Here is an 18,273-nt window from a genome sequence, read left to right as displayed (position 1 = left end):
CGGGAGGATGAGCAGCCTTCCCCTCATCACCACCGCGGAGCGCCGCCACCGGCTCGGCCGCAGGCACCGCCTGGCGCCCTCGGCCCGCGCCGCCGCAGTGGCCGAGGCTGCGGACTCCGTCGTCGCCCTGCACGCCACCGACGCCGCGACCGTCTTCCTTTCGGCGCGCGCCCGGATGGCCGAGAGCGAACCCGGCACGATCGAGCACGCGCTCTACGGGGACGTCAGCCTCGTCCGACTGCTGAGCATGCGCAACACGCTCTTCGCCGTCTCCGCCGAACTCGCCCCGCACGTGGACGCATCCACCGCCCGGGGCATCGCGGTGAAGGAGCGGCGAACCCTCCTCAAGCACCTCGCCGAGGACGGCCAGGGCCTCGATGCCGCCTGGCTGACCGATGCCGAGGCCGCCGCGCTCGACGCCCTAGACCACAGCGGCCCCTGCACCGGCAGCCAGCTCTCCGCCGCCGTCCCGGCCCTGCGCCGGAAGATCACCATCGGCCGCGGCAAGAAGTACGAGACGGAGACCGGCGTCGCCACCCGGGTCATCCGGCTGCTCGCCGCCGACGGGCGGATCCGCCGGGACCGGCCGCGCGGATCGTGGACCTCCAGCCAGTACCGCTGGGTCCACACCGAGCCCTGGCCTCCTGTACCCGTGGCCGAGGCCCGGGCCGAGGTCGCCCGCCGCTGGCTCCACGCGTACGGGCCGGCCACCGAGGCCGACCTCAAGTGGTGGACCGGCTGGACCCTCACCGACGTACGCAAGGCCCTCGCCGCCGTCGGCCCCGAGCAGGTGCGGCTCGACGACGGCACCATCGCCCTCGTCGGCCCCGGGGACACCGCGCCGGAACACGCCCCCGAGCCCTGGGCCGCCCTGCTGCCCGGCCTCGACCCGAGCGCCATGGGGTGGGCCGACCGCGGCTTCCACCTCGACCCCGCCCACCGGCCCGCCCTCTTCGACTACGCCGGCAACATCGGCCCCACCGTCTGGTGGAACGGCGAGATCGTCGGCGGCTGGGCCCAGCGCGCCGACGGCGCCGTCGTGTACCGCCTGCTGGGCAGCCCCGGCGGCGCCGCCGAGAGGGCGATCTCCGCCGAGGCCGCCCGGCTCGCGGAGTGGATCGCGGACGCCCGCATCACCCCGCGCTTCCGCACTCCGCTGGAGCGCGAACTCGTAGCCTGATGATGTGGTGCCAGGGGGTGTCTAGCCGATGCCCCGCCATCCCTGCGGGTCCACCCCGCCGGGCACCGGGGCCTGGGTGTCGTACGGCTCCCGCGTGAACACGAACGAGCCGAGGTCGAGGTGGCTCACCGAGCCGTCCGGCCGCCGCACCGCCCGCAGCGACTCCCCCGCGTAATAGCCGGTCAGGCCGGTCCAGGTGCCGTCCGGCTCCGCCCGGAACCTGGCCGCACGTCCCGTCGCGCTCAGCGGGCCCAGCTCCAGCAGGCCCTCCGCGGTCAGCCGGAGGGAGTACGCGCCCGTGCCCCAGTACCAGGGCCCGCACAGCTCCAGCGCGACCGGATCGGCCTCCCGGAACGGCCGCCACGGCCGCGGGAAGGGCGGCTCCGCGTCGGCCACGATCGCCACCATGTCCGCGGCCACGGCCGCGGCCGGCAACCCCGACGTACAGTTCGCCAGCACCACGGCCGCCACGTCGTCCGCCTCGCTCAGCCACAGTCCCGCGACGAAGCCGGGCAGCGAGCCCGTGTGCCCGGCGAGGTGGCGCCCTGCGCTGTTCAGCAGCTGCACTCCGAGTCCGTACCCGCCCTCGGCGAGCCCCGGCTCCGGGGGAGCGGCCGGCGTGCGCATCTCCCGTACCGTGTCGGCGCTCAGCACCCGATCGTCACCGCGCAGGAGGAAGGTCGCGAACCGCGCAAGGTCCGTGGTCGTGGACCACAGTTGGCCGGCGGCCGCCATCAGCCCCAGGTCCTCCAGCGGCTCCGGCATCATGACGTCGGCCCACGGGTGCACCGCCCATCCCCCGGCGTGCGGGGCCTGCGGCTGTGCGCTGGTGCGGTCCAGCCCCAGCGGCTCCAGGATCTCGGCCCGCAGCACCTCTTCCCACGGCTTCCCGCGCACGGCCTCCACGAGCGAACCCAGCAGCGTGTAGCCCGGGTTGGAGTAGTGGTGCCGGCGTCCGGGCTCGTGACGGAAGGGCTTGTCCCCCAGTACGTCCGAGAGCTCCGGCCGCAGCGTCGCCGGCGAGCGCTCCCACCACTCACCGGGCGTCTCCGCCGCCAAGCCGCCGGTGTGGGCCAGCAGCTGACCGACGGTCACCTCACCCACGCCCGCCCCCGGCAGGAACTTCTCCACCGGATCCCCGAGCCCCAGCAGGCCCTCGTCCCGCAGCCGCAACACCAGAACGGCCGTGAAGGTCTTGGTGATCGAGCCGATCCGGTACTGCACGTTCCCGTCGGGTCCGTGCCCTTCCACGGAGGTCCGCGAGCCCTCCCACACCACTGCGCCGCCGCGCACCACGGCCGCCACCACCGACGGGGCCCGCCCGTCGCTCTGCGCGACGGCGATCCGGCGCCTCAGCGCGCGCCGGGTGGCAGGGAGCAGTTCCAGGTCTTCAGATCGGGCATCCATGATCGGATGCTACGTGTTGGCCATGTCCACGAACCGCGAATAGTGGCCCTGGAAGGCGACGGTGATCGTCGCCGTCGGACCGTTACGGTGCTTCGCCACGATCAGGTCGGCCTCGCCCGCACGGGGCGACTCCTTCTCGTACGCGTCCTCACGGTGGAGCAGGATCACCATGTCGGCGTCCTGCTCGATGGAGCCGGACTCACGCAGGTCGGAGACCATCGGCTTCTTGTCGGTGCGCTGCTCGGGACCACGGTTCAGCTGGGACAGGGCGATCACCGGGACCTCGAGCTCCTTCGCCAGCAGCTTGAGGTTTCGCGACATGTCCGAGACCTCCTGCTGGCGGCTTTCGGGACGGCGGGAACCACCCGACTGCATCAGCTGGAGGTAGTCGATGACGACGAGCGAGAGGTCGTTGCGCTGCTTGAGCCGACGGCACTTCGCACGGATCTCCATCATCGACAGGTTGGGGGAGTCGTCGATGTAGAGGGGGGCGGCGGAGACGTCCGGCATCCGGCGGGCCAGCCGGGTCCAGTCGTCGTCGGTCATCGTGCCGGAGCGCATGTGGTGCAGCGCCACGCGGGCCTCCGCCGACAGCAGGCGCATCGCGATCTCGTTGCGGCCCATTTCGAGGGAGAAGATGACGCTCGGGAGGTTGCTCTTGATGGAGCAGGCCCGGGCGAAGTCCAGCGCGAGCGTGGACTTACCCATGGCGGGGCGGGCCGCGATGACGATCATCTGGCCGGGGTGGAGGCCGTTGGTCAGCGAGTCGAGGTCGGTGAAGCCCGTCGGGACACCGGACATCTGGCCGCTGCGCGACCCGATCGCCTCGATCTCGTCGAGGGCGCCTTCCATGATGTCGCCCAGCGGCAGGTAGTCCTCGGAGGTGCGCTGCTCGGTGACCGCGTAGATCTCCGCCTGGGCGCTGTTGACGATCTCGTCGACGTCGCCGTCCGCGGCGTAGCCCATCTGCGTGATCTTCGTGCCGGCGGCCACCAGGCGGCGCAGGACCGCCCGCTCGTGGACGATCTCGGCGTAGTACTCGGCATTCGCCGCGGTGGGGACCGACTGCACGAGCGTGTGCAGGTACGAGGCCCCGCCCACCTTGCTGATCTCGCCGCGCCGGGTCAGCTCGGCGCCCACGGTGATCGGGTCGGCCGGCTCGCCCTTGGCGTACAGGTCGAGGATGGCCTGGTAGATCGTCTCGTGCGAGGGCCGGTAGAAGTCGTGGCCCTTCAGCACCTCGACCACGTCGGCGATGGCGTCCTTGGACAGCAGCATGCCGCCGAGCACCGACTGCTCGGCATCGAGGTCCTGCGGCGGGACACGCTCGAAGCCGCCGCCACCGCCGTCCCAGGAGCCGCCCTCACGGCCTCGGTCGTGCTGTTCGTCCCCGCGGCCTCGGCCCTCGCCCCCACGGCGCGGACGGGCGGGCAGACGGTCTCCCGGACCGCTGTCGGCCCAGGGGTCGTCCATGGGCTCGGGCATGCTCACCGGGCCGCCTCCTCCCGTCCGCAACGCGGACCTCGCCGTGTCACTCTTTCTACGACACGGCTCTGACATTTGGGGCACCCGAATCCGCAGTCGGCGAGTCGGGCAACGAACAACGGTAGGCCCGCGAGCGGCGTCAGCCAATCTTGTTATCCACAGGCTGTGTGGATGAGATGTGGACGACGGCGCCAATGCTGTGGGTAAGTCCCCGGAAGCTGTGCACGGACCGGGGGATGACGCTGTGGACAAAATCACCCGACCCTCCCCGTTACCCCACCTGACCTGCAATTTTTCTCTCCACGGGCTGTGGGGGAGAAAAATATTGGCCACTGTCTCAAGATCGCCACCAATGAGGTGCGGAGAACGCCCAAGTCAACGCATCGGTAAGGATCCAAGGACCCTTGTGTCTATTACCTGTGGAAGATTAGATTGAGCCCATGACACAGGCCCCCGCAGCGCCGAAGGCTGCCCCGAGACGGCACGACCGAGAGATCTTCGCACTCGCCGTTCCCGCCTTCGGCGCACTCGTCGCCGAACCCCTTTTCGTGATGGCCGACAGCGCCATCGTGGGACACCTCGGCACGCCCCAGCTGGCCGGCCTCGGCATCGCCGCCGCACTGCTCACCACCGCCGTGAGCGTCTTCGTCTTCCTCGCCTACGCCACCACCGCGGCCGTCGCCCGCCGTGTCGGCGCCGGCGATCTGCAGGCCGCCATCCGGCAGGGCATGGACGGCATCTGGCTCGCCCTGCTCCTCGGCGCGGCCGTCATCGCCGTGGTCCTGCCCACGGCGCCCTGGCTGATCTCCCTCTTCGGAGCCTCCGACACCGTCGCCCCGTACGCGATCACCTACCTGCGCATCTCCGCCCTGGGCATCCCGGCCATGCTGGTGGTGCTCGCCGCCACCGGAGTCATCCGCGGCCTCCAGGACACCCGGACCCCGCTCTACGTCGCCGTCGGCGGCTTCGCACTCAACGCGGGCCTCAACGCCGCCCTCGTCTACGGCGCCGGCCTCGGCATCGCCGGGTCCGCCTGGGGCACGGTGATCGCCCAGTGCGCCATGGCCGCCGCCTACCTGGTCGTGGTCGTCCTAGGTGCCCGACGGCACGGCGCCTCACTGCGCCCCGATGCCACCGGGATACGGGCCTGCGCCCAGGCCGGCGTGCCGCTACTGGTCCGCACCCTGTCCCTGCGGGCCGTCCTGATGATCGCGACAGCCGTTGCCGCCCGGCTCGGCGACGCCGATATCGCCGCCCACCAGATCCTGCTCTCGCTGTGGTCCCTGCTGGCCTTCGCCCTGGACGCCATCGCCATCGCCGGGCAGGCCATCATCGGCCGCTACCTGGGCGCCGGCGACACCGAGGGCGCGAAGGCCGTCTGCCGCCGCATGGTGCAGTGGGGGATCGGCTCGGGCGTCGTCCTGGGCGTCCTCGTGATCGCGACCCGTCCACTGTTCGTCCCGCTGTTCACCAGCGACCCGGCGGTCAAGGACGCCATCCTGCCCGCCCTGCTCGTGGTGGCCCTCTCCCAGCCGGTTTCTGGCATCGTCTTCGTGCTCGACGGGGTCCTGATGGGCGCGGGGGACGGCCGCTACCTAGCCTGGGCCATGCTGGTGACCCTCGCGGTGTTCACCCCGGCCGCGCTGCTCGTCCCGGCCGTGGGCGGCGGCCTGACCACGCTGTGGTGGGCCATGACGCTGATGATGCTGGTCCGGATGGCCACCCTCCAGCTGCGCGCTCGATCGGGCCGCTGGCTGGTCGCGGGAGCCACCCGCTGACCCTCTGTTTCACGTGAAACATCGCGAGAGCGCCAGGAAGGCCCCGATGTTTCACGTGAAACATCGCTCGCCTCACCCCGAGCCGCCCCACCGCGTCCGGGAACGACGAAGGGCCGCACCCCACAGGGTGCGGCCCTTCATGCGCAGCCCTTAGGCGGCGACGACCTCGATGCCCACGTTCGCGGCCACGTCGGCGTGCAGACGCACGGAGACCTGGTACGAACCGAGGGTCTTGATCGGCGAGCCCAGCTCAACGCGGCGCTTGTCGACCTTCGGGCCACCGGAAGCCTCGATCGCCGTGGCGATGTCGGACGGGGTGACGGAACCGAAGAGACGACCGGCGTCACCCGCGCGGGTGGCCAGACGAACCTTCACGCCCTCGAGCTTGGCCTTGACCTCGTTGGCCTGCTCGATGGTCGCGATCTCGTGGATCTTGCGGGCGCGGCGGATCTGCGCCACGTCCTTCTCGCCACCCTTGGTCCAGCGGATCGCGAAACCACGCGGGACCAGGTAGTTGCGAGCGTAACCGTCCTTGACGTCGACGACATCGCCGGCGGTACCGAGGCCAGAGACCTCGTGGGTCAGGATGATCTTCATTAGTCGGTCACCCTTTCCTTATCGCGCGGTGGACGTGTAGGGCAGCAGCGCCATCTCACGGCTGTTCTTCACGGCCGTGGCGACGTCACGCTGGTGCTGCGTGCAGTTGCCGGTAACGCGGCGGGCACGGATCTTGCCGCGGTCGGAAATGAACTTCCGCAGCATGTTCGTGTCCTTGTAGTCCACGTACGCGGTCTTGTCCTTGCAGAACGCGCAGACCTTCTTCTTAGGCTTGCGCACAGGCGGCTTCGCCATTGTGTCTCTCCTGTGTGATCAAGAAGTGGGGATGCGAGCTGCCCTAGAAGGGCGGCTCGTCCGAGTAGCCACCGCCGGAGCCGCCGGAGCTTCCGCCCCAGCCGCCCCCGCCGCCGCCCTGCTGCTGCTGGCCGCCGGCCGGCGCGCTGGACGCCCACGGGTCGTCGGAGGGAGCTCCGCCGCCCTGCGGAGCGGCGCCACCGGGGGCTCCGCCCCAGTTGCCACCGCCGCCGCCCTGCTGCTGACCGCCGCCGCCGTATCCACCCTGGCCACCGCGACCGGTGGTCTTGGCGACCTTGGCCGTGGCGTTCTTCAGGCTGGGGCCGACTTCCTCGACGTCCAGCTCGTAGACCGTGCGCTTGACACCCTCACGGTCCTCGTACGACCGCTGCCTCAGCCGGCCCTGCACGATGACGCGCATGCCCCGCTGGAGGGACTCGGCGACGTTCTCAGCCGCCTGCCGCCATACCGAGCAGGTCAGGAACAGGCTTTCGCCGTCCTTCCACTCATTGGTCTGACGGTCGAAGGTGCGGGGGGTGGACGCGACACGGAACTTCGCGACCGCCGCACCCGAGGGGGTGAAGCGCAGCTCGGGGTCGTCGACGAGATTGCCGACGACCGTGATGACGGTCTCGCCTGCCATGGATGAACCTCTCGGCGGGGATTTGCTGCTGGGCTGCTGTGCTACTCGATCCCGATTACCGCTGAACCGAAGTTCAGTGGGTCTCGGGGCGAAGGACCTTGGTCCGGAGAACCGACTCGTTCAGGTTCATCTGTCGGTCAAGCTCCTTGACGACCGCAGGCTCGGCCTGAAGGTCGATGACCGAGTAGATGCCCTCAGGCTTCTTCTTGATCTCGTAAGCGAGACGACGACGGCCCCAGGTGTCGACCTTCTCGACCTTTCCGTTGCCCTCACGGACGACAGAAAGGAAGTTCTCGATCAGCGGGGAGACAGCGCGCTCCTCGAGATCGGGGTCGAGGATGACCATCACTTCGTAGTGACGCATGTGGAACCCACCTCCTTTGGACTCAGCGGCCACGGTCGTTCCGTGGCAGGAGGGTCGTGATGCGTGCGCACGGTGTCCGAGAGCAGACACCGCGCAGCTGTACAGACTACCTCCTCGACTCCTTCCGGTTGAAATCCGGCACCAGGAGGCCACAATCTGTATCCATCGGGTGTGCTCGGTGCTATGCCCCCGGCCCCTGCCGAGGGCAGCCCGCTGCACCGCTCTGCTTCAGCCAGGAGGTGCCTTCCGATGGCACAGGCAATGCGACGCCAGACCTCACCCCCGTCGATCTCCCTCTTCTCGACCGACGGCAAGCCCCATCCGCTGCAGGACACCCTGGTGGCGGTCACCCTGGTCCTGGGCGCCGTGGCGTTCATCACGGCGTTCTTCCACCATCTGCACCTGCTCAGCTCGTGGACCGGGCTGATCGGGATCCTGACCGGTGCCTACGGGCAGTTCATCTCCGCCACGACGCGCGAGCGCTTCGCGCTGATCATCGGGCTGGGCGCCTCGGCCATCGGGTTCTTCCTGGGCATGGCCCACGGCGGTCTCTTCGGGGGCTGGCTGGGCTGACCGGGGTACCTCCTCGACAGGGCGCCGGCCTCCCTCCGGCCCAGGCCCGGCCTGTCCCCCAGATGGGTGGCGCCCTTGTCGCAGTAGGCTTCGCGCCATAGCCAGCGAAGCCGCCGGAGGAGACGCCCCGCATGAGCCTGTCCCTGAGGACCATCAGCCGAGAGCAGCATCTGGGTTACCTCCAGAGCCTGCCCTCGGCTAGCCACTGCCAGGTCCCGGCGTGGGCCGACGTGAAGAACGAGTGGCGTTCCGAGAACCTCGGCTGGTTCGACAAATCCGGCGAACTCGTCGGTGCCGCCCTCGTGTTGTACCGACAGCTGCCCAAGGTGAAGCGGTACCTCGCGTACCTCCCCGAGGGCCCGGTCATCAACTGGTACGCCCCCAATCTGGAGGAATGGCTCCAGCCGATGCTGGCGCACCTCAAGCAGCAGGGCGCCTTCACCGTGAAGATGGGCCCGCCCGTCGTCATCCGCCGCTGGAACTCCACCGCCATCAAGGCCGGAATCCAGGACCCGGAGGTCAAGCGCCTGCGTGACGTGGAGGCTTCGCACATCGAGCCCCGCGCCTTCGAGGTGTCCGACAAGCTGCGCCGCATGGGCTGGCAGCAGGGCGAGGACGGCGGCGCCGGCTTCGGCGACGTACAGCCTCGCTACGTCTTCCAGGTGCCGCTGGCCAACCGGTCGCTGGACGACGTCCTCAAGGGCTTCAACCAGCTGTGGCGCCGCAACATCAAGAAGGCCGAGAAGGCCGGCGTCGAGGTCGTCCAGGGCGGTTACGAGGACCTTGAGACCTGGCAGCACCTGTACGAGATCACGGCCGAGCGCGACAAGTTCCGCCCGCGCCCGCTCAGCTACTTCCAGCGCCAGTGGAAGGCCCTCAACTCCGAGGACCCCAACCGGATGCGGCTGTACATCGCCAAGCACGAGGGGGAGCCGCTGGCCGCCGCCACGATGCTCACCGTCGGCCAGCACGTCTGGTACTCGTACGGGGCCTCCGCCAACCACAAGCGCGAGGTGCGGCCCTCGAACGCCATGCAGTGGCGCATGCTGCGCGACTCCTACGCGCTGGGCGCCAGCGTCTACGACCTGCGCGGCATCAGTGACACCCTGGACGAGAACGACCACCTGTTCGGCCTGATCCAGTTCAAGGTCGGCACGGGCGGCGAGGCCGTCGAGTACGTCGGCGAGTGGGACTTCCCGCTCAACAAGCTGCTGCACAAGGCGCTCGACATCTACATGTCGCGTCGCTGACCCACCCCGCCCCACCCACACACACCGCACCGCTGCACCACGCAGCTTTCAGAGAGAGGCTCCGGACGGGCATGGCGCTCACGCTCTACGTCGACACCGCGCGCTGGCGTGCGCACCAGAAGCAGATCCAGGACCAGTTCCCCGGGCTGATCCCGGTCTGCAAGGGCAACGGCTACGGCTTCGGCCACGAGCGGCTGTGCGAGGAGGCGACCCGGATGGGCGCCGACATCCTGGCCGTCGGGACGACGTACGAGGCCGCCAGCATCAAGGACTGGTTCGGCGGGGACCTGCTCGTCCTCACCCCGTTCCGGCGGGGCGAGGACCCGGTCCCGCTGCCCGATCGCGTCATCCGCTCGGTGTCCTCCGTGGACGGGGTCCGCGGCCTGGTCGGCGCCCGGGTGGTCATCGAGTGCATGAGCTCGATGCGCCGTCACGGCATCTCCGAGCAGGACCTGGGCCAGCTCCACGCGGCGATCGAGGACGTCCGCCTGGAGGGCTTCGCCCTGCACCTTCCGCTGGACCGCCCGGACGGCTCGGACGCCGTCGAGGAGGTCATCGGGTGGATGGACCGGCTGCGCGCGGCCCGGCTGCCGCTGCACACCATGTTCGTCAGCCACCTGAAGGCCACGGAGCTCACCCGGCTCCAGCAGCAGTTCCCGCAGACCCGGTTCCGGGCCCGCATCGGCACCCGGCTGTGGCTGGGCGACCACGAGGCGACCGAGTACCGCGGCGCGGTCCTCGACGTCACGCGCGTCGCCAAGGGCGACCGGTTCGGCTACCGCCAGCAGAAGGCGGCCTCCGACGGCTGGCTGGTCGTGGTCGCGGGCGGTACCTCGCACGGGGTGGGCCTGGAGGCCCCCAAGGCCCTGCACGGGGTGATGCCGCGCGCCAAGGGCGTCGCACGGGCCGGCCTGGCCACGGTCAACCGGAACCTGTCGCCGTTCGTGTGGGCGGGCAAGCAGCGCTGGTTCGCCGAGCCCCCGCACATGCAGGTGTCGATCCTGTTCGTGCCCTCGGACGCGACCGAGCCGAAGGTCGGCGACGAGCTGGTGGCGCACCTGCGCCACACCACCACGCAGTTCGACCGGGTGCTCGACGCCTGACCCGTCAGTCCTTGGGGATCATGCCCCAGTCGACCCGCTGTCCCTCCGAGGGCGCCGCTTCCTGCGGCGCCCTCGCGGCGTCGGAGAGCACGAACACGTCGGGGGCCCCGTCCAGGACCCCGCCCGAGGGGTCGTCAGACCCGTCGCGGCGTACGACGTCCCGCTCGGGCATCAGGATGTCGCGGACGACGACCGCGCAGAGGTAGACGGTGGCGAGCAGGTGGGCGGCAATCGCCAGCTGGTAGCCCTCCACCGGCAGGCCCTGGTGCTTGTCCCCGCTGGTCGTGTACGCGAGGTAGAACCAGATCCCGAGGAAGTACAGGACCTCGCCCGCCTGCCAGACCAGGAAGTCCCGCCAGCGCGGCCGGGCCAGCGCGGCGAGCGGGATGAGCCACAGCACGTACTGCGGGGAGTAGACCTTGTTGGCCAGGATGAAGGCGGCGACGACCAGGAAGGCCAGCTGCGCGAAGCGCGGGCGCCTCGGAGCCATCAGCGTGAGCACCCCGATGCCCGCGCACAGCAGGACCGTCAGGCCCGTCGCGTAGGTGTTGGCGCCCTCCAGGGGGTTCCCGGTGCGCTGGGAGATCAGCAGCCAGACGGAGCCGAAGTCGATGGGCCGTTCTTGGCTGAAGGTGTAGAACTTCGTCCAGCCGTCCCAGGCGCCGACCATGACGGGCACGTTCACCAGGAGCCAGGAGCCGGCCGCGCCGAGCGTCGCGATGCCGAACTCACGCCACTTGCCGGCCCGCCAGCAGAGCACGAACAGCGCCCCGAGGAGCAGTACGGGATAGAGCTTGGCCGCGGTGGCCAGTCCGATCAGGATGCCGAAGGCCAGCGCGCGGCCGCGGGACCACATCAGCATCGCGGCGGCCGTGAGGGCGATGGCGAGGAGGTCCCAGTTGATCGTCGCGGTGAGCGCGAAGGCGGGCGCGAGGGCGAAGAGCAGGGCGTCCCAGGGCCGGCGGTGGTGAGTGCGGGCGACGCACACGGCGATGACCGCGGCGCAGGCCATCAGCATGCCGGCGTTGACCATCCAGTACATCTGCTCGCGGTGCTGCATGGTGCCGCTGCCCGGGGTCAGCCAGGAGGCGATCTCCATGAAGAGGCCGGTGAGCACCGGGTACTCGAGGTACTGCATGTCGCCGGGGAGCTTGTCGAAGTACGGCACGAGGCCGTCGGCGAAGCCGCGTACGACGTAGAGGTGCGGGATGTCCGAGTAGCAGGCGTGGGTGTACTGCGAGCCGGCTCCCCGGAACCACGCCCAGTCGTAGCAGGGCAGTTTCTGCACCATGCCGAGGGCGAACATCCCGAGGGCGACGAGCACGACGACGCGCACCGGGGTCAGCCAGTGGCCGCCCAGCCTGGCGTGGCGGCCGAGCGGTCCGCCGATGAGCTCGCTGCCTGCCGCGGCGACCTCGTCCTGCTGGGTGGGCAGTACGGGCCGGTCCTCGTGCACCTTCGTCATGCGCTCATCCTGCCGTACGGAGCCGGACATGGGGGGAGGGCCGTCGCACCGGGTGCGACGGCCCTCCTCAGCGTGGAGCGGGTGGCCGGGTCAGCTGGCCGTGCCGCCGGCCGGGAAGCCGGTGACTCCGCCGCGACTGCCGGGTTTGCTCGTGGTCGTCGACGGCGACGGCGATGTGGACGCCCCGCCGTTCGAGGTCCCGGTGCTGGTGCCCCCGGTGGTGTCCGGGTCGCAGTACAGCTCCCACGGCTTGCAGGAGGGCTTGCCGCCCTTCGACGGGGTCGGGGACGCCGGGGGCTCGGAGCTCGGCGACGGGCTCACCATCGACGGGGTCGGCGAGGGGGACGTCGACGGGGTCGGGGAGGGGGCTCCGGAGGCATCCGCGATGACACCGATCTTGTCGGGCTCCGGGAAGTCCTTCTCGGGGACGCCGTTCAGCGCCTCCTTCATGTACTTGGTCCAGATCTCCGCCGGGATGTCACCACCGTGGAGGGACGGGATGTCGCCCACGCCCTTCATGGAGAGGAGTTCCTTCTTCTCCGCGTTGGGGTCCGAGCGGAACAGGGCCACGGACGTGGACAGCTCGGGCGTGTAGCCCACGAACCAGGCCGACTTGTTGTCGTCGGTGGTACCGGTCTTGCCGGCGGCGGGGCGGCCCAGCTTCATGGCCTTCTTGCCGGTGCCGTTCTCGACGACGTTGCGCAGGACCTTGGTGATGTTGTCCGCGATGGAGTTGTCCATGGCCTGCTGCGCCTTGGGGGCCTCGAAGCCGGTCAGGTCCTTGCCGTCCTTCTGGACGCTGCGCACGGAGTACGGCTCGTGGTGGGTGCCGGAGGCGGCGAAGGTGGCGTACGAGTCGGCCATCCGGATGGCGCTGGGGGTCGAGGTGCCCAGTGCGAAGGAGGCGTTGTCGCTCGGGTCGAAGGACTCCGGGAGGATGCCGGTGGCCTGGGCGACGCCCTTCACCTTGCTGTGGCCGACATCGAAGATGAGCTGGGCGAAGGGGACGTTGATGGACTTCTCCATCGCCTCGTTCAGCGTCACGTAGCCGTAGGCGGTCGGGCTCTCGTTCTTCTGCTTGAACGGCTTGCCCGACCCGTCGCGCAGGGGCTTGCCCTCACGGTTGTTGATCACCGTGAGGTCGTTGGCCATGTACTTGCTGTCGGCCGAGATCCCCGAGCCGTTGGAGTTCTGGGTGCCGTACTGCATGGCTGCCGCCAGCACGTACGGCTTCCAGGTCGAGCCGACCTGGACGCCCGTGGTGTTGGCGTTGTTGGTGAAGTGCTTCTTGTCGAAGCCCGGACCGCCGTACAGGGCGACGAGGGCGCCCGTCTTCACGTCCACGGAGGCGGCGCCGACCTGGACGAAGGTGTCGGTGTTGGGCCGCTTCTTCTCGTCGAGCAGCCCGTTGCGGGTCTCCTCGACGGCCTTGACCAGCGCGTCCACCCTCGGCTTCTCGAAGGTCGTGCGGATCTGGTAGCCGCCCTTGGCCAGGTCCTCGACGGTGAGGCCCTTGGTCTTCATCACGTAGGCCTTGGCCGTGTCGACCATGTAGCCGATCTGCCCCGACATGTTGCGGGCCTGCTCGGACTCGATGATCTTGGGGAATTCCTTGTACTGCTCACGTTCGGACTGCTGCATGCGGCCCACCGTGACCTCGCGGTCCAGCACCCAGGCCCAGCGCTGCTTGGCCCGCTCCGTGTTCAGCTGGGGCGTGGCCGCGGTGCCGATGCCGCCGTCCGGGTTGTAGAGGTTGGGGCCCTTGAGCACGGCGGCCAGGAAGGCGCCCTCGGACGGGGTCAGCTCCTGGCTGTCCTTGCCGAAGTAGGCGCGGGCGGCCGCCTGGATGCCGTAGGCGTCACGCCCGTAGTACGCGGTGTTCAGGTAACCCGCGAGGATCGTGTTCTTCTCCTCGCTGACGCCCAGCTTTATCGAGATGAAGAGCTCGGTGACCTTGCGCTTGAGCGTCTGGTCCGAGTCCAGGTACGTGTTCTTCACGTACTGCTGGGTGATCGTCGAGCCGCCCTGGGTGGATCCGCCCTTGGCCATGTTCCACACGGCGCGGGCGATACCCATCGGGTCGACGCCCTTGTCCGACTCGAAGGACTCGTTCTCCGCCGCGATCACGGCGTTCTGCATCGACCGGGGGATCTTCCCGATGGGCACGATCTGGCGGTTCATGGACCCGCCGGTCGCGACCATCTGGGTGTCGTCGGCCCAGTAGAAGACGTTGTTCTGCGCGTGGGCCGTCTTGTTCGCGTCGGGCGTGTTCACCGAGGCGATGCCGATGCCGGCGCCTGCGGTGATGATCGCGAAGAAGCCCAGGGCCGTACCGCCGACGAGCTTCCAGGACGGGACGAAGCGCTTCCAGCCGTCCTTGTCCGAGCGCGGGTAGTTGATGAGCCGCTTGTCCGGCTTGCCCGTGCCACGACCGGCCTTGGCGGCGCCCCGGCCACCGCGGCCGGCGGCAGCACGTCGGGCCTCGGCGCGGGTGCCGTGGCCGGGCTGGTCCCCGTACGGTCCGCTGGGTGAGGCGGTCGGGACGTCGTGTCCGGACCTGCCGCCCCGGCCAGGGCGCTGCTGGGCAGCCCGGCGGGCCGCAGCGCGACCGCCGGCTTCGGGGTGCTGCGGTTTGCGTCGGTGCTCGCTCATCGAACGACTACTCCTCGGGCAGGCGAGTGGCCTGGAAGCGGCGGGTGAATTCCGGTTCCCCCGGTTTCATGGCCCACAGACTACGCACGCTCAAAACCCAATCAGTGCCGAAGTTCACCCCAAAACAGGCAACTTGCCTCGTACGAATTGGTGATGTGATGCCGGTCACCTCGCCACCACTTGTAGCCGGGGGCGGCCCGTTCTATCGTCTGGATGTATCGAGCCGATACATCAGCTCGACATAACGACTCCGAAGCGGATGAGGGGCAGGCGGATGAGCAGGCGCTCAGGCATCCTTGAGTTCGCCGTCCTCGGCCTGCTTCGCGAATCCCCCATGCACGGCTACGAGCTGCGCAAGCGGCTCAACACCTCGCTGGGGGTGTTCAGGGCATTCAGCTACGGAACGCTCTACCCCTGCCTCAAGACGCTCGTCACCAACGGCTGGTTGATCGAAGAACCGGGCAACGCCCCGGAAGACGCTCTCGCCGCTTCACTCGCAGGGCGCCGCGCCAAGATCGTCTACCGGTTGACGGCAGCAGGTAAGGAGCACTTCGAGGAGCTGCTCTCCCACACGGGTCCCGATACCTGGGAGGACGAGTCCTTCGCCGCCCGCTTCGCCTTCTTCGGCCAGACCGAACGAGAAGTGCGCATGCGGGTGCTGGAGGGCCGCCGCAGCCGGCTGGAAGAGCGCCTGGAGAAGATGAGGGCCTCGCTCGCCCGTACACGGGAGCGCCTCGACGACTACACGCTTGAGCTGCAGCGGCACGGCATGGAGTCCGTGGAGCGCGAAGTGCGCTGGCTGAACGAGCTCATCGAGAGTGAGCGGGCGGGACGGGATCAGAGACGACCCGGTCCGTCCGACGAAACTGCAAAGTGAGACCTGCATCTCGCAGGCCTCGTCCGAGAACAAACAGGGAGCAACCGGAATGGGTTCGGTTCGCGTAGCCATCGTCGGCGTAGGCAACTGCGCCGCCTCGCTGGTGCAGGGCGTCGAGTACTACAAGGACGCCGACCCGGCGGCCAAGGTCCCCGGTCTGATGCACGTCCAGTTCGGCGACTACCACGTGCGTGACATCGAGTTCGTCGCCGCGTTCGACGTCGACGCGAAGAAGGTCGGCCTCGACCTCTCGGACGCCATCGGCGCCAGCGAGAACAACACCATCAAGATCTGCGACGTCCCGAACGCGGGCGTGACCGTGCAGCGCGGTCACACCCTGGACGGCCTGGGCAAGTACTACCGCCAGACCATCGAGGAGTCCGCCGAGGCTCCGGTCGACGTGGTCCAGATCCTCAAGGACCGCCAGGTCGACGTCCTGATCTGCTACCTGCCCGTCGGCTCCGAGGCTGCGGCGAAGTTCTACGCCCAGTGCGCCATCGACGCCAAGGTCGCCTTCGTCAACGCCCTCCCGGTCTTCATCGCCGGCACCAAGGAGTGGGCGGACAAGTTCACCGAGGCCGGTGTCCCGATCGTCGGCGACGACATCAAGTCGCAGGTCGGCGCCACCATCACGCACCGCGTGATGGCGAAGCTGTTCGAGGACCGCGGTGTCCGTCTTGAGCGCACCATGCAGCTCAACGTCGGTGGCAACATGGACTTCAAGAACATGCTCGAGCGCGAGCGCCTCGAGTCGAAGAAGATCTCCAAGACGCAGGCCGTCACCTCGCAGATCCCCGACCGTGAGCTCGGCGAGAAGAACGTCCACATCGGCCCGTCCGACTACGTCGCGTGGCTCGACGACCGCAAGTGGGCCTACGTCCGCCTTGAGGGTCGCGCCTTCGGCGACGTCCCGCTGAACCTCGAGTACAAGCTCGAGGTGTGGGACTCCCCGAACTCCGCCGGTGTCATCATCGACGCCCTGCGTGCCGCGAAGATCGCCAAGGACCGCGGCATCGGCGGCCCGATCCTGTCGGCGTCGAGCTACTTCATGAAGTCCCCGCCGGTGCAGTACTTCGACGACGAGGCCCTGGCCAACGTCGAGAAGTTCATCAAGGGCGAGGTCGAGCGCTAGTCGCACCCAAGGGTCCTTGAGGACACCTGGACTTCGGCTGTTCTTACGCGGAGGGTCCCCGGGCAATACGCCCGGGGGCCCTCCGCGTATGTGACCCTTGCCCTCATGGCTGTCGTACGTGATCTGCGCGTACTCCTGCGTCTGAGGGACTTCCGCAACCTGCTCGCCGTCAGGCTGCTCTCCCAGGCGGCGGACGGTGTCTACCAGGTGGCGCTCGCCACCTATGTCGTCTTCTCGCCGGAGAAGCAGACCTCGCCGGCGGCGATCGCCTCGGCCATGGCGGTACTGCTGCTTCCCTACTCGGCCGTCGGTCCCTTCGCCGGGGTACTGCTCGACCGCTGGCGCCGCCGGCAGGTGTTCCTCTACGGCAACCTGCTGCGCGCCTTCCTGGCCTGCGTCACCGGAATGCTGATCGTCGCGCACGTCCCCGACTGGCTGTTCTACGCCTCGGCCCTGTCCGTGACCGCAGTCAACCGCTTCGTCCTGGCCGGGCTCGCCGCCTCCCTGCCCCGCGTCGTCGGACCGGACCAGCTGGTCACCGCGAACGCGCTCTCCCCCACCGCCGGCACGCTCGCGGCGGTGGCCGGCGGGGGACTGGCCTTCCTCGTCCGGTTGCTGGCCTCCGACTCCAACGCCATCGTCGTCCTGCTCGGAGCCGGCCTCTACCTGTGCGCGGCCCTGGCCTCCCTGCGCCTGGCCATCGGCCTCCTGGGGCCCGACCACCCCCCGGGCCGGACCAACCCCTCGGTCGCCGAGGGGGTCGCACTGACCGTCCGGGGCATGGCCGAGGGGCTGCGGCACCTGGCCGACCGGCGCGAGGCGGCCCAGGCGCTCGCCGCCATGACGATGATGCGGTTCTGCTACGGGGCCCTGTTCGTCATGCTGCTCATGCTCTGCCGCTACTCGTGGTCGGACACCGAGGCCGACGGGCTGGCCCTGCTGGGCGTCGCCGTCGGTGTCTCCGGAGCCGGATTCTTCGCGGCCGCCGTCGTCACGCCCTGGCTGGTGGAGCGGCTGGGCACACACGGCGCGATCACACTCTGCGCCGCGGGCGCAGCGGTCCTGGTGCCGGCGCTCGGTCTGTTCTTCTCCCCCGGACCGATGCTGGCCGCCGCGTTCGTCCTCGGTCTCGCCACGCAGGGCGCCAAGATCTCCACCGACACCGTGGTCCAGTCCCGTGTGGACGACGATTTCCGCGGCCGCGTCTTCTCCGTCTACGACGTGCTGTTCAACGTCGCGTTCGTCGGCGCGGCGGCGGTGGCCTCGCTCATGCTCCCCGTCGACGGGGAGTCGGTGCCACTGATCCTGAGCGTGGCCGCGCTCTACGCCACGACATCCCTGCTCCTCGCACGGCAGGGGCGATGTTTCACGTGAAACATCGCCCCTGAGCCACGTACGAACGACGCCGGCATTGGCGCTGGGGGGGGGGGGGGGGGGGGGGGGGGGGGGGGGGGGGGGGGGGGGGGGGGGGGGGGGGGGGGGGGGGGGGGGGGGGGGGGGGGGGGGGGGGGG

At 69.5% G+C, this 18,273-nt stretch carries 16 protein-coding genes; 8 read left to right on the top strand and 8 right to left on the bottom strand.

Annotated features, from left to right (window positions below; all coding sequences use genetic code 11):
- Positions 1-7 precede the first annotated feature (7 nt).
- Positions 8-1,180 (top strand): winged helix DNA-binding domain-containing protein, encoded by a 1,173-nt coding sequence (locus tag ACZ7GJ_RS19220; RefSeq protein ID WP_470753144.1) that lies wholly within the window; start codon positions 8-10, stop codon positions 1,178-1,180.
- Positions 1,181-1,201: 21 nt separating this feature from the next.
- Here ACZ7GJ_RS19220 and ACZ7GJ_RS19215 read toward each other — a convergent pair whose 3' ends face one another.
- Positions 1,202-2,587: a serine hydrolase domain-containing protein gene (locus ACZ7GJ_RS19215; protein WP_470753142.1), complete on the bottom strand. Its 1,386-nt coding sequence runs from the start codon at positions 2,585-2,587 to the stop codon at positions 1,202-1,204.
- A 9-nt stretch (positions 2,588-2,596) separates the two neighbouring features.
- Positions 2,597-4,060 (bottom strand): replicative DNA helicase, encoded by a 1,464-nt coding sequence (gene dnaB / locus ACZ7GJ_RS19210; protein WP_365922037.1) that lies wholly within the window; start codon positions 4,058-4,060, stop codon positions 2,597-2,599.
- 452 nt (positions 4,061-4,512) lie between these two features.
- Here dnaB and ACZ7GJ_RS19205 point away from each other — a divergent pair, with 452 nt between their 5' ends.
- Complete coding sequence (locus ACZ7GJ_RS19205) at positions 4,513-5,850, top strand: MATE family efflux transporter (RefSeq protein ID WP_470753141.1); 1,338 nt, start codon at positions 4,513-4,515, stop codon at positions 5,848-5,850.
- A 150-nt stretch (positions 5,851-6,000) separates the two neighbouring features.
- On the opposite strand, the gene rplI is transcribed toward ACZ7GJ_RS19205, so the two are convergent.
- The 4 genes from rplI to rpsF form a co-directional block, all read right to left on the bottom strand.
- Positions 6,001-6,447, bottom strand: a complete 447-nt coding sequence (gene rplI, locus ACZ7GJ_RS19200; protein WP_365921833.1) for a 50S ribosomal protein L9 — start codon at positions 6,445-6,447, stop codon at positions 6,001-6,003.
- An 18-nt stretch (positions 6,448-6,465) separates the two neighbouring features.
- Positions 6,466-6,702: a 30S ribosomal protein S18 gene (gene rpsR / locus ACZ7GJ_RS19195; RefSeq protein ID WP_005315025.1), complete on the bottom strand. Its 237-nt coding sequence runs from the start codon at positions 6,700-6,702 to the stop codon at positions 6,466-6,468.
- Between the two features lie 43 nt (positions 6,703-6,745).
- Positions 6,746-7,345 (bottom strand): single-stranded DNA-binding protein, encoded by a 600-nt coding sequence (locus ACZ7GJ_RS19190; protein WP_470753139.1) that lies wholly within the window; start codon positions 7,343-7,345, stop codon positions 6,746-6,748.
- A 73-nt stretch (positions 7,346-7,418) separates the two neighbouring features.
- The gene (rpsF, locus tag ACZ7GJ_RS19185) at positions 7,419-7,709 is read right to left on the bottom strand and encodes a 30S ribosomal protein S6 (protein ID WP_004950685.1); all 291 of its coding nucleotides are present in this window, start codon (positions 7,707-7,709) and stop codon (positions 7,419-7,421) included.
- A 249-nt stretch (positions 7,710-7,958) separates the two neighbouring features.
- Between rpsF and ACZ7GJ_RS19180 the strand changes: the two genes are divergently transcribed.
- The 3 genes from ACZ7GJ_RS19180 (at position 7,959) to ACZ7GJ_RS19170 (ending at position 10,635) form a co-directional block, all read left to right on the top strand.
- Positions 7,959-8,282, top strand: coding sequence for a hypothetical protein (locus ACZ7GJ_RS19180; protein WP_365921838.1), 324 nt, complete (start codon positions 7,959-7,961; stop codon positions 8,280-8,282).
- A 131-nt stretch (positions 8,283-8,413) separates the two neighbouring features.
- A complete protein-coding gene (locus ACZ7GJ_RS19175) occupies positions 8,414-9,532 on the top strand; it encodes a lipid II:glycine glycyltransferase FemX (protein ID WP_470753138.1) in 1,119 nt (372 codons plus the stop codon).
- 71 nt (positions 9,533-9,603) lie between these two features.
- Positions 9,604-10,635, top strand: a complete 1,032-nt coding sequence (locus ACZ7GJ_RS19170; protein ID WP_470753137.1) for an alanine racemase — start codon at positions 9,604-9,606, stop codon at positions 10,633-10,635.
- Between the two features lie 4 nt (positions 10,636-10,639).
- Here the strand turns inward: ACZ7GJ_RS19170 and ACZ7GJ_RS19165 are convergent, their stop codons facing one another.
- A complete protein-coding gene (locus tag ACZ7GJ_RS19165) occupies positions 10,640-12,100 on the bottom strand; it encodes a glycosyltransferase family 87 protein (protein ID WP_470753134.1) in 1,461 nt (486 codons plus the stop codon).
- 90 nt (positions 12,101-12,190) lie between these two features.
- A complete protein-coding gene (locus ACZ7GJ_RS19160; RefSeq protein WP_470753133.1) occupies positions 12,191-14,752 on the bottom strand; it encodes a transglycosylase domain-containing protein in 2,562 nt (853 codons plus the stop codon).
- Between the two features lie 274 nt (positions 14,753-15,026).
- Here ACZ7GJ_RS19160 and ACZ7GJ_RS19155 point away from each other — a divergent pair, with 274 nt between their 5' ends.
- From ACZ7GJ_RS19155 to ACZ7GJ_RS19145, 3 genes are all read left to right on the top strand, one after another.
- The gene (locus tag ACZ7GJ_RS19155) at positions 15,027-15,629 is read left to right on the top strand and encodes a PadR family transcriptional regulator (RefSeq protein ID WP_365921848.1); all 603 of its coding nucleotides are present in this window, start codon (positions 15,027-15,029) and stop codon (positions 15,627-15,629) included.
- A 49-nt stretch (positions 15,630-15,678) separates the two neighbouring features.
- The gene (locus ACZ7GJ_RS19150) at positions 15,679-16,761 is read left to right on the top strand and encodes an inositol-3-phosphate synthase (RefSeq protein WP_470753132.1); all 1,083 of its coding nucleotides are present in this window, start codon (positions 15,679-15,681) and stop codon (positions 16,759-16,761) included.
- Between the two features lie 105 nt (positions 16,762-16,866).
- Positions 16,867-18,135, top strand: coding sequence for an MFS transporter (locus tag ACZ7GJ_RS19145; protein WP_470753131.1), 1,269 nt, complete (start codon positions 16,867-16,869; stop codon positions 18,133-18,135).
- Positions 18,136-18,273 lie beyond the last annotated feature (138 nt).

This window comes from Streptomyces sp. NPDC037242 (assembly GCF_055604165.1).
The sequence above is the reverse complement of the archived record's forward strand: the minus strand, read 5'-3'. Positions and strand labels throughout refer to the sequence as shown.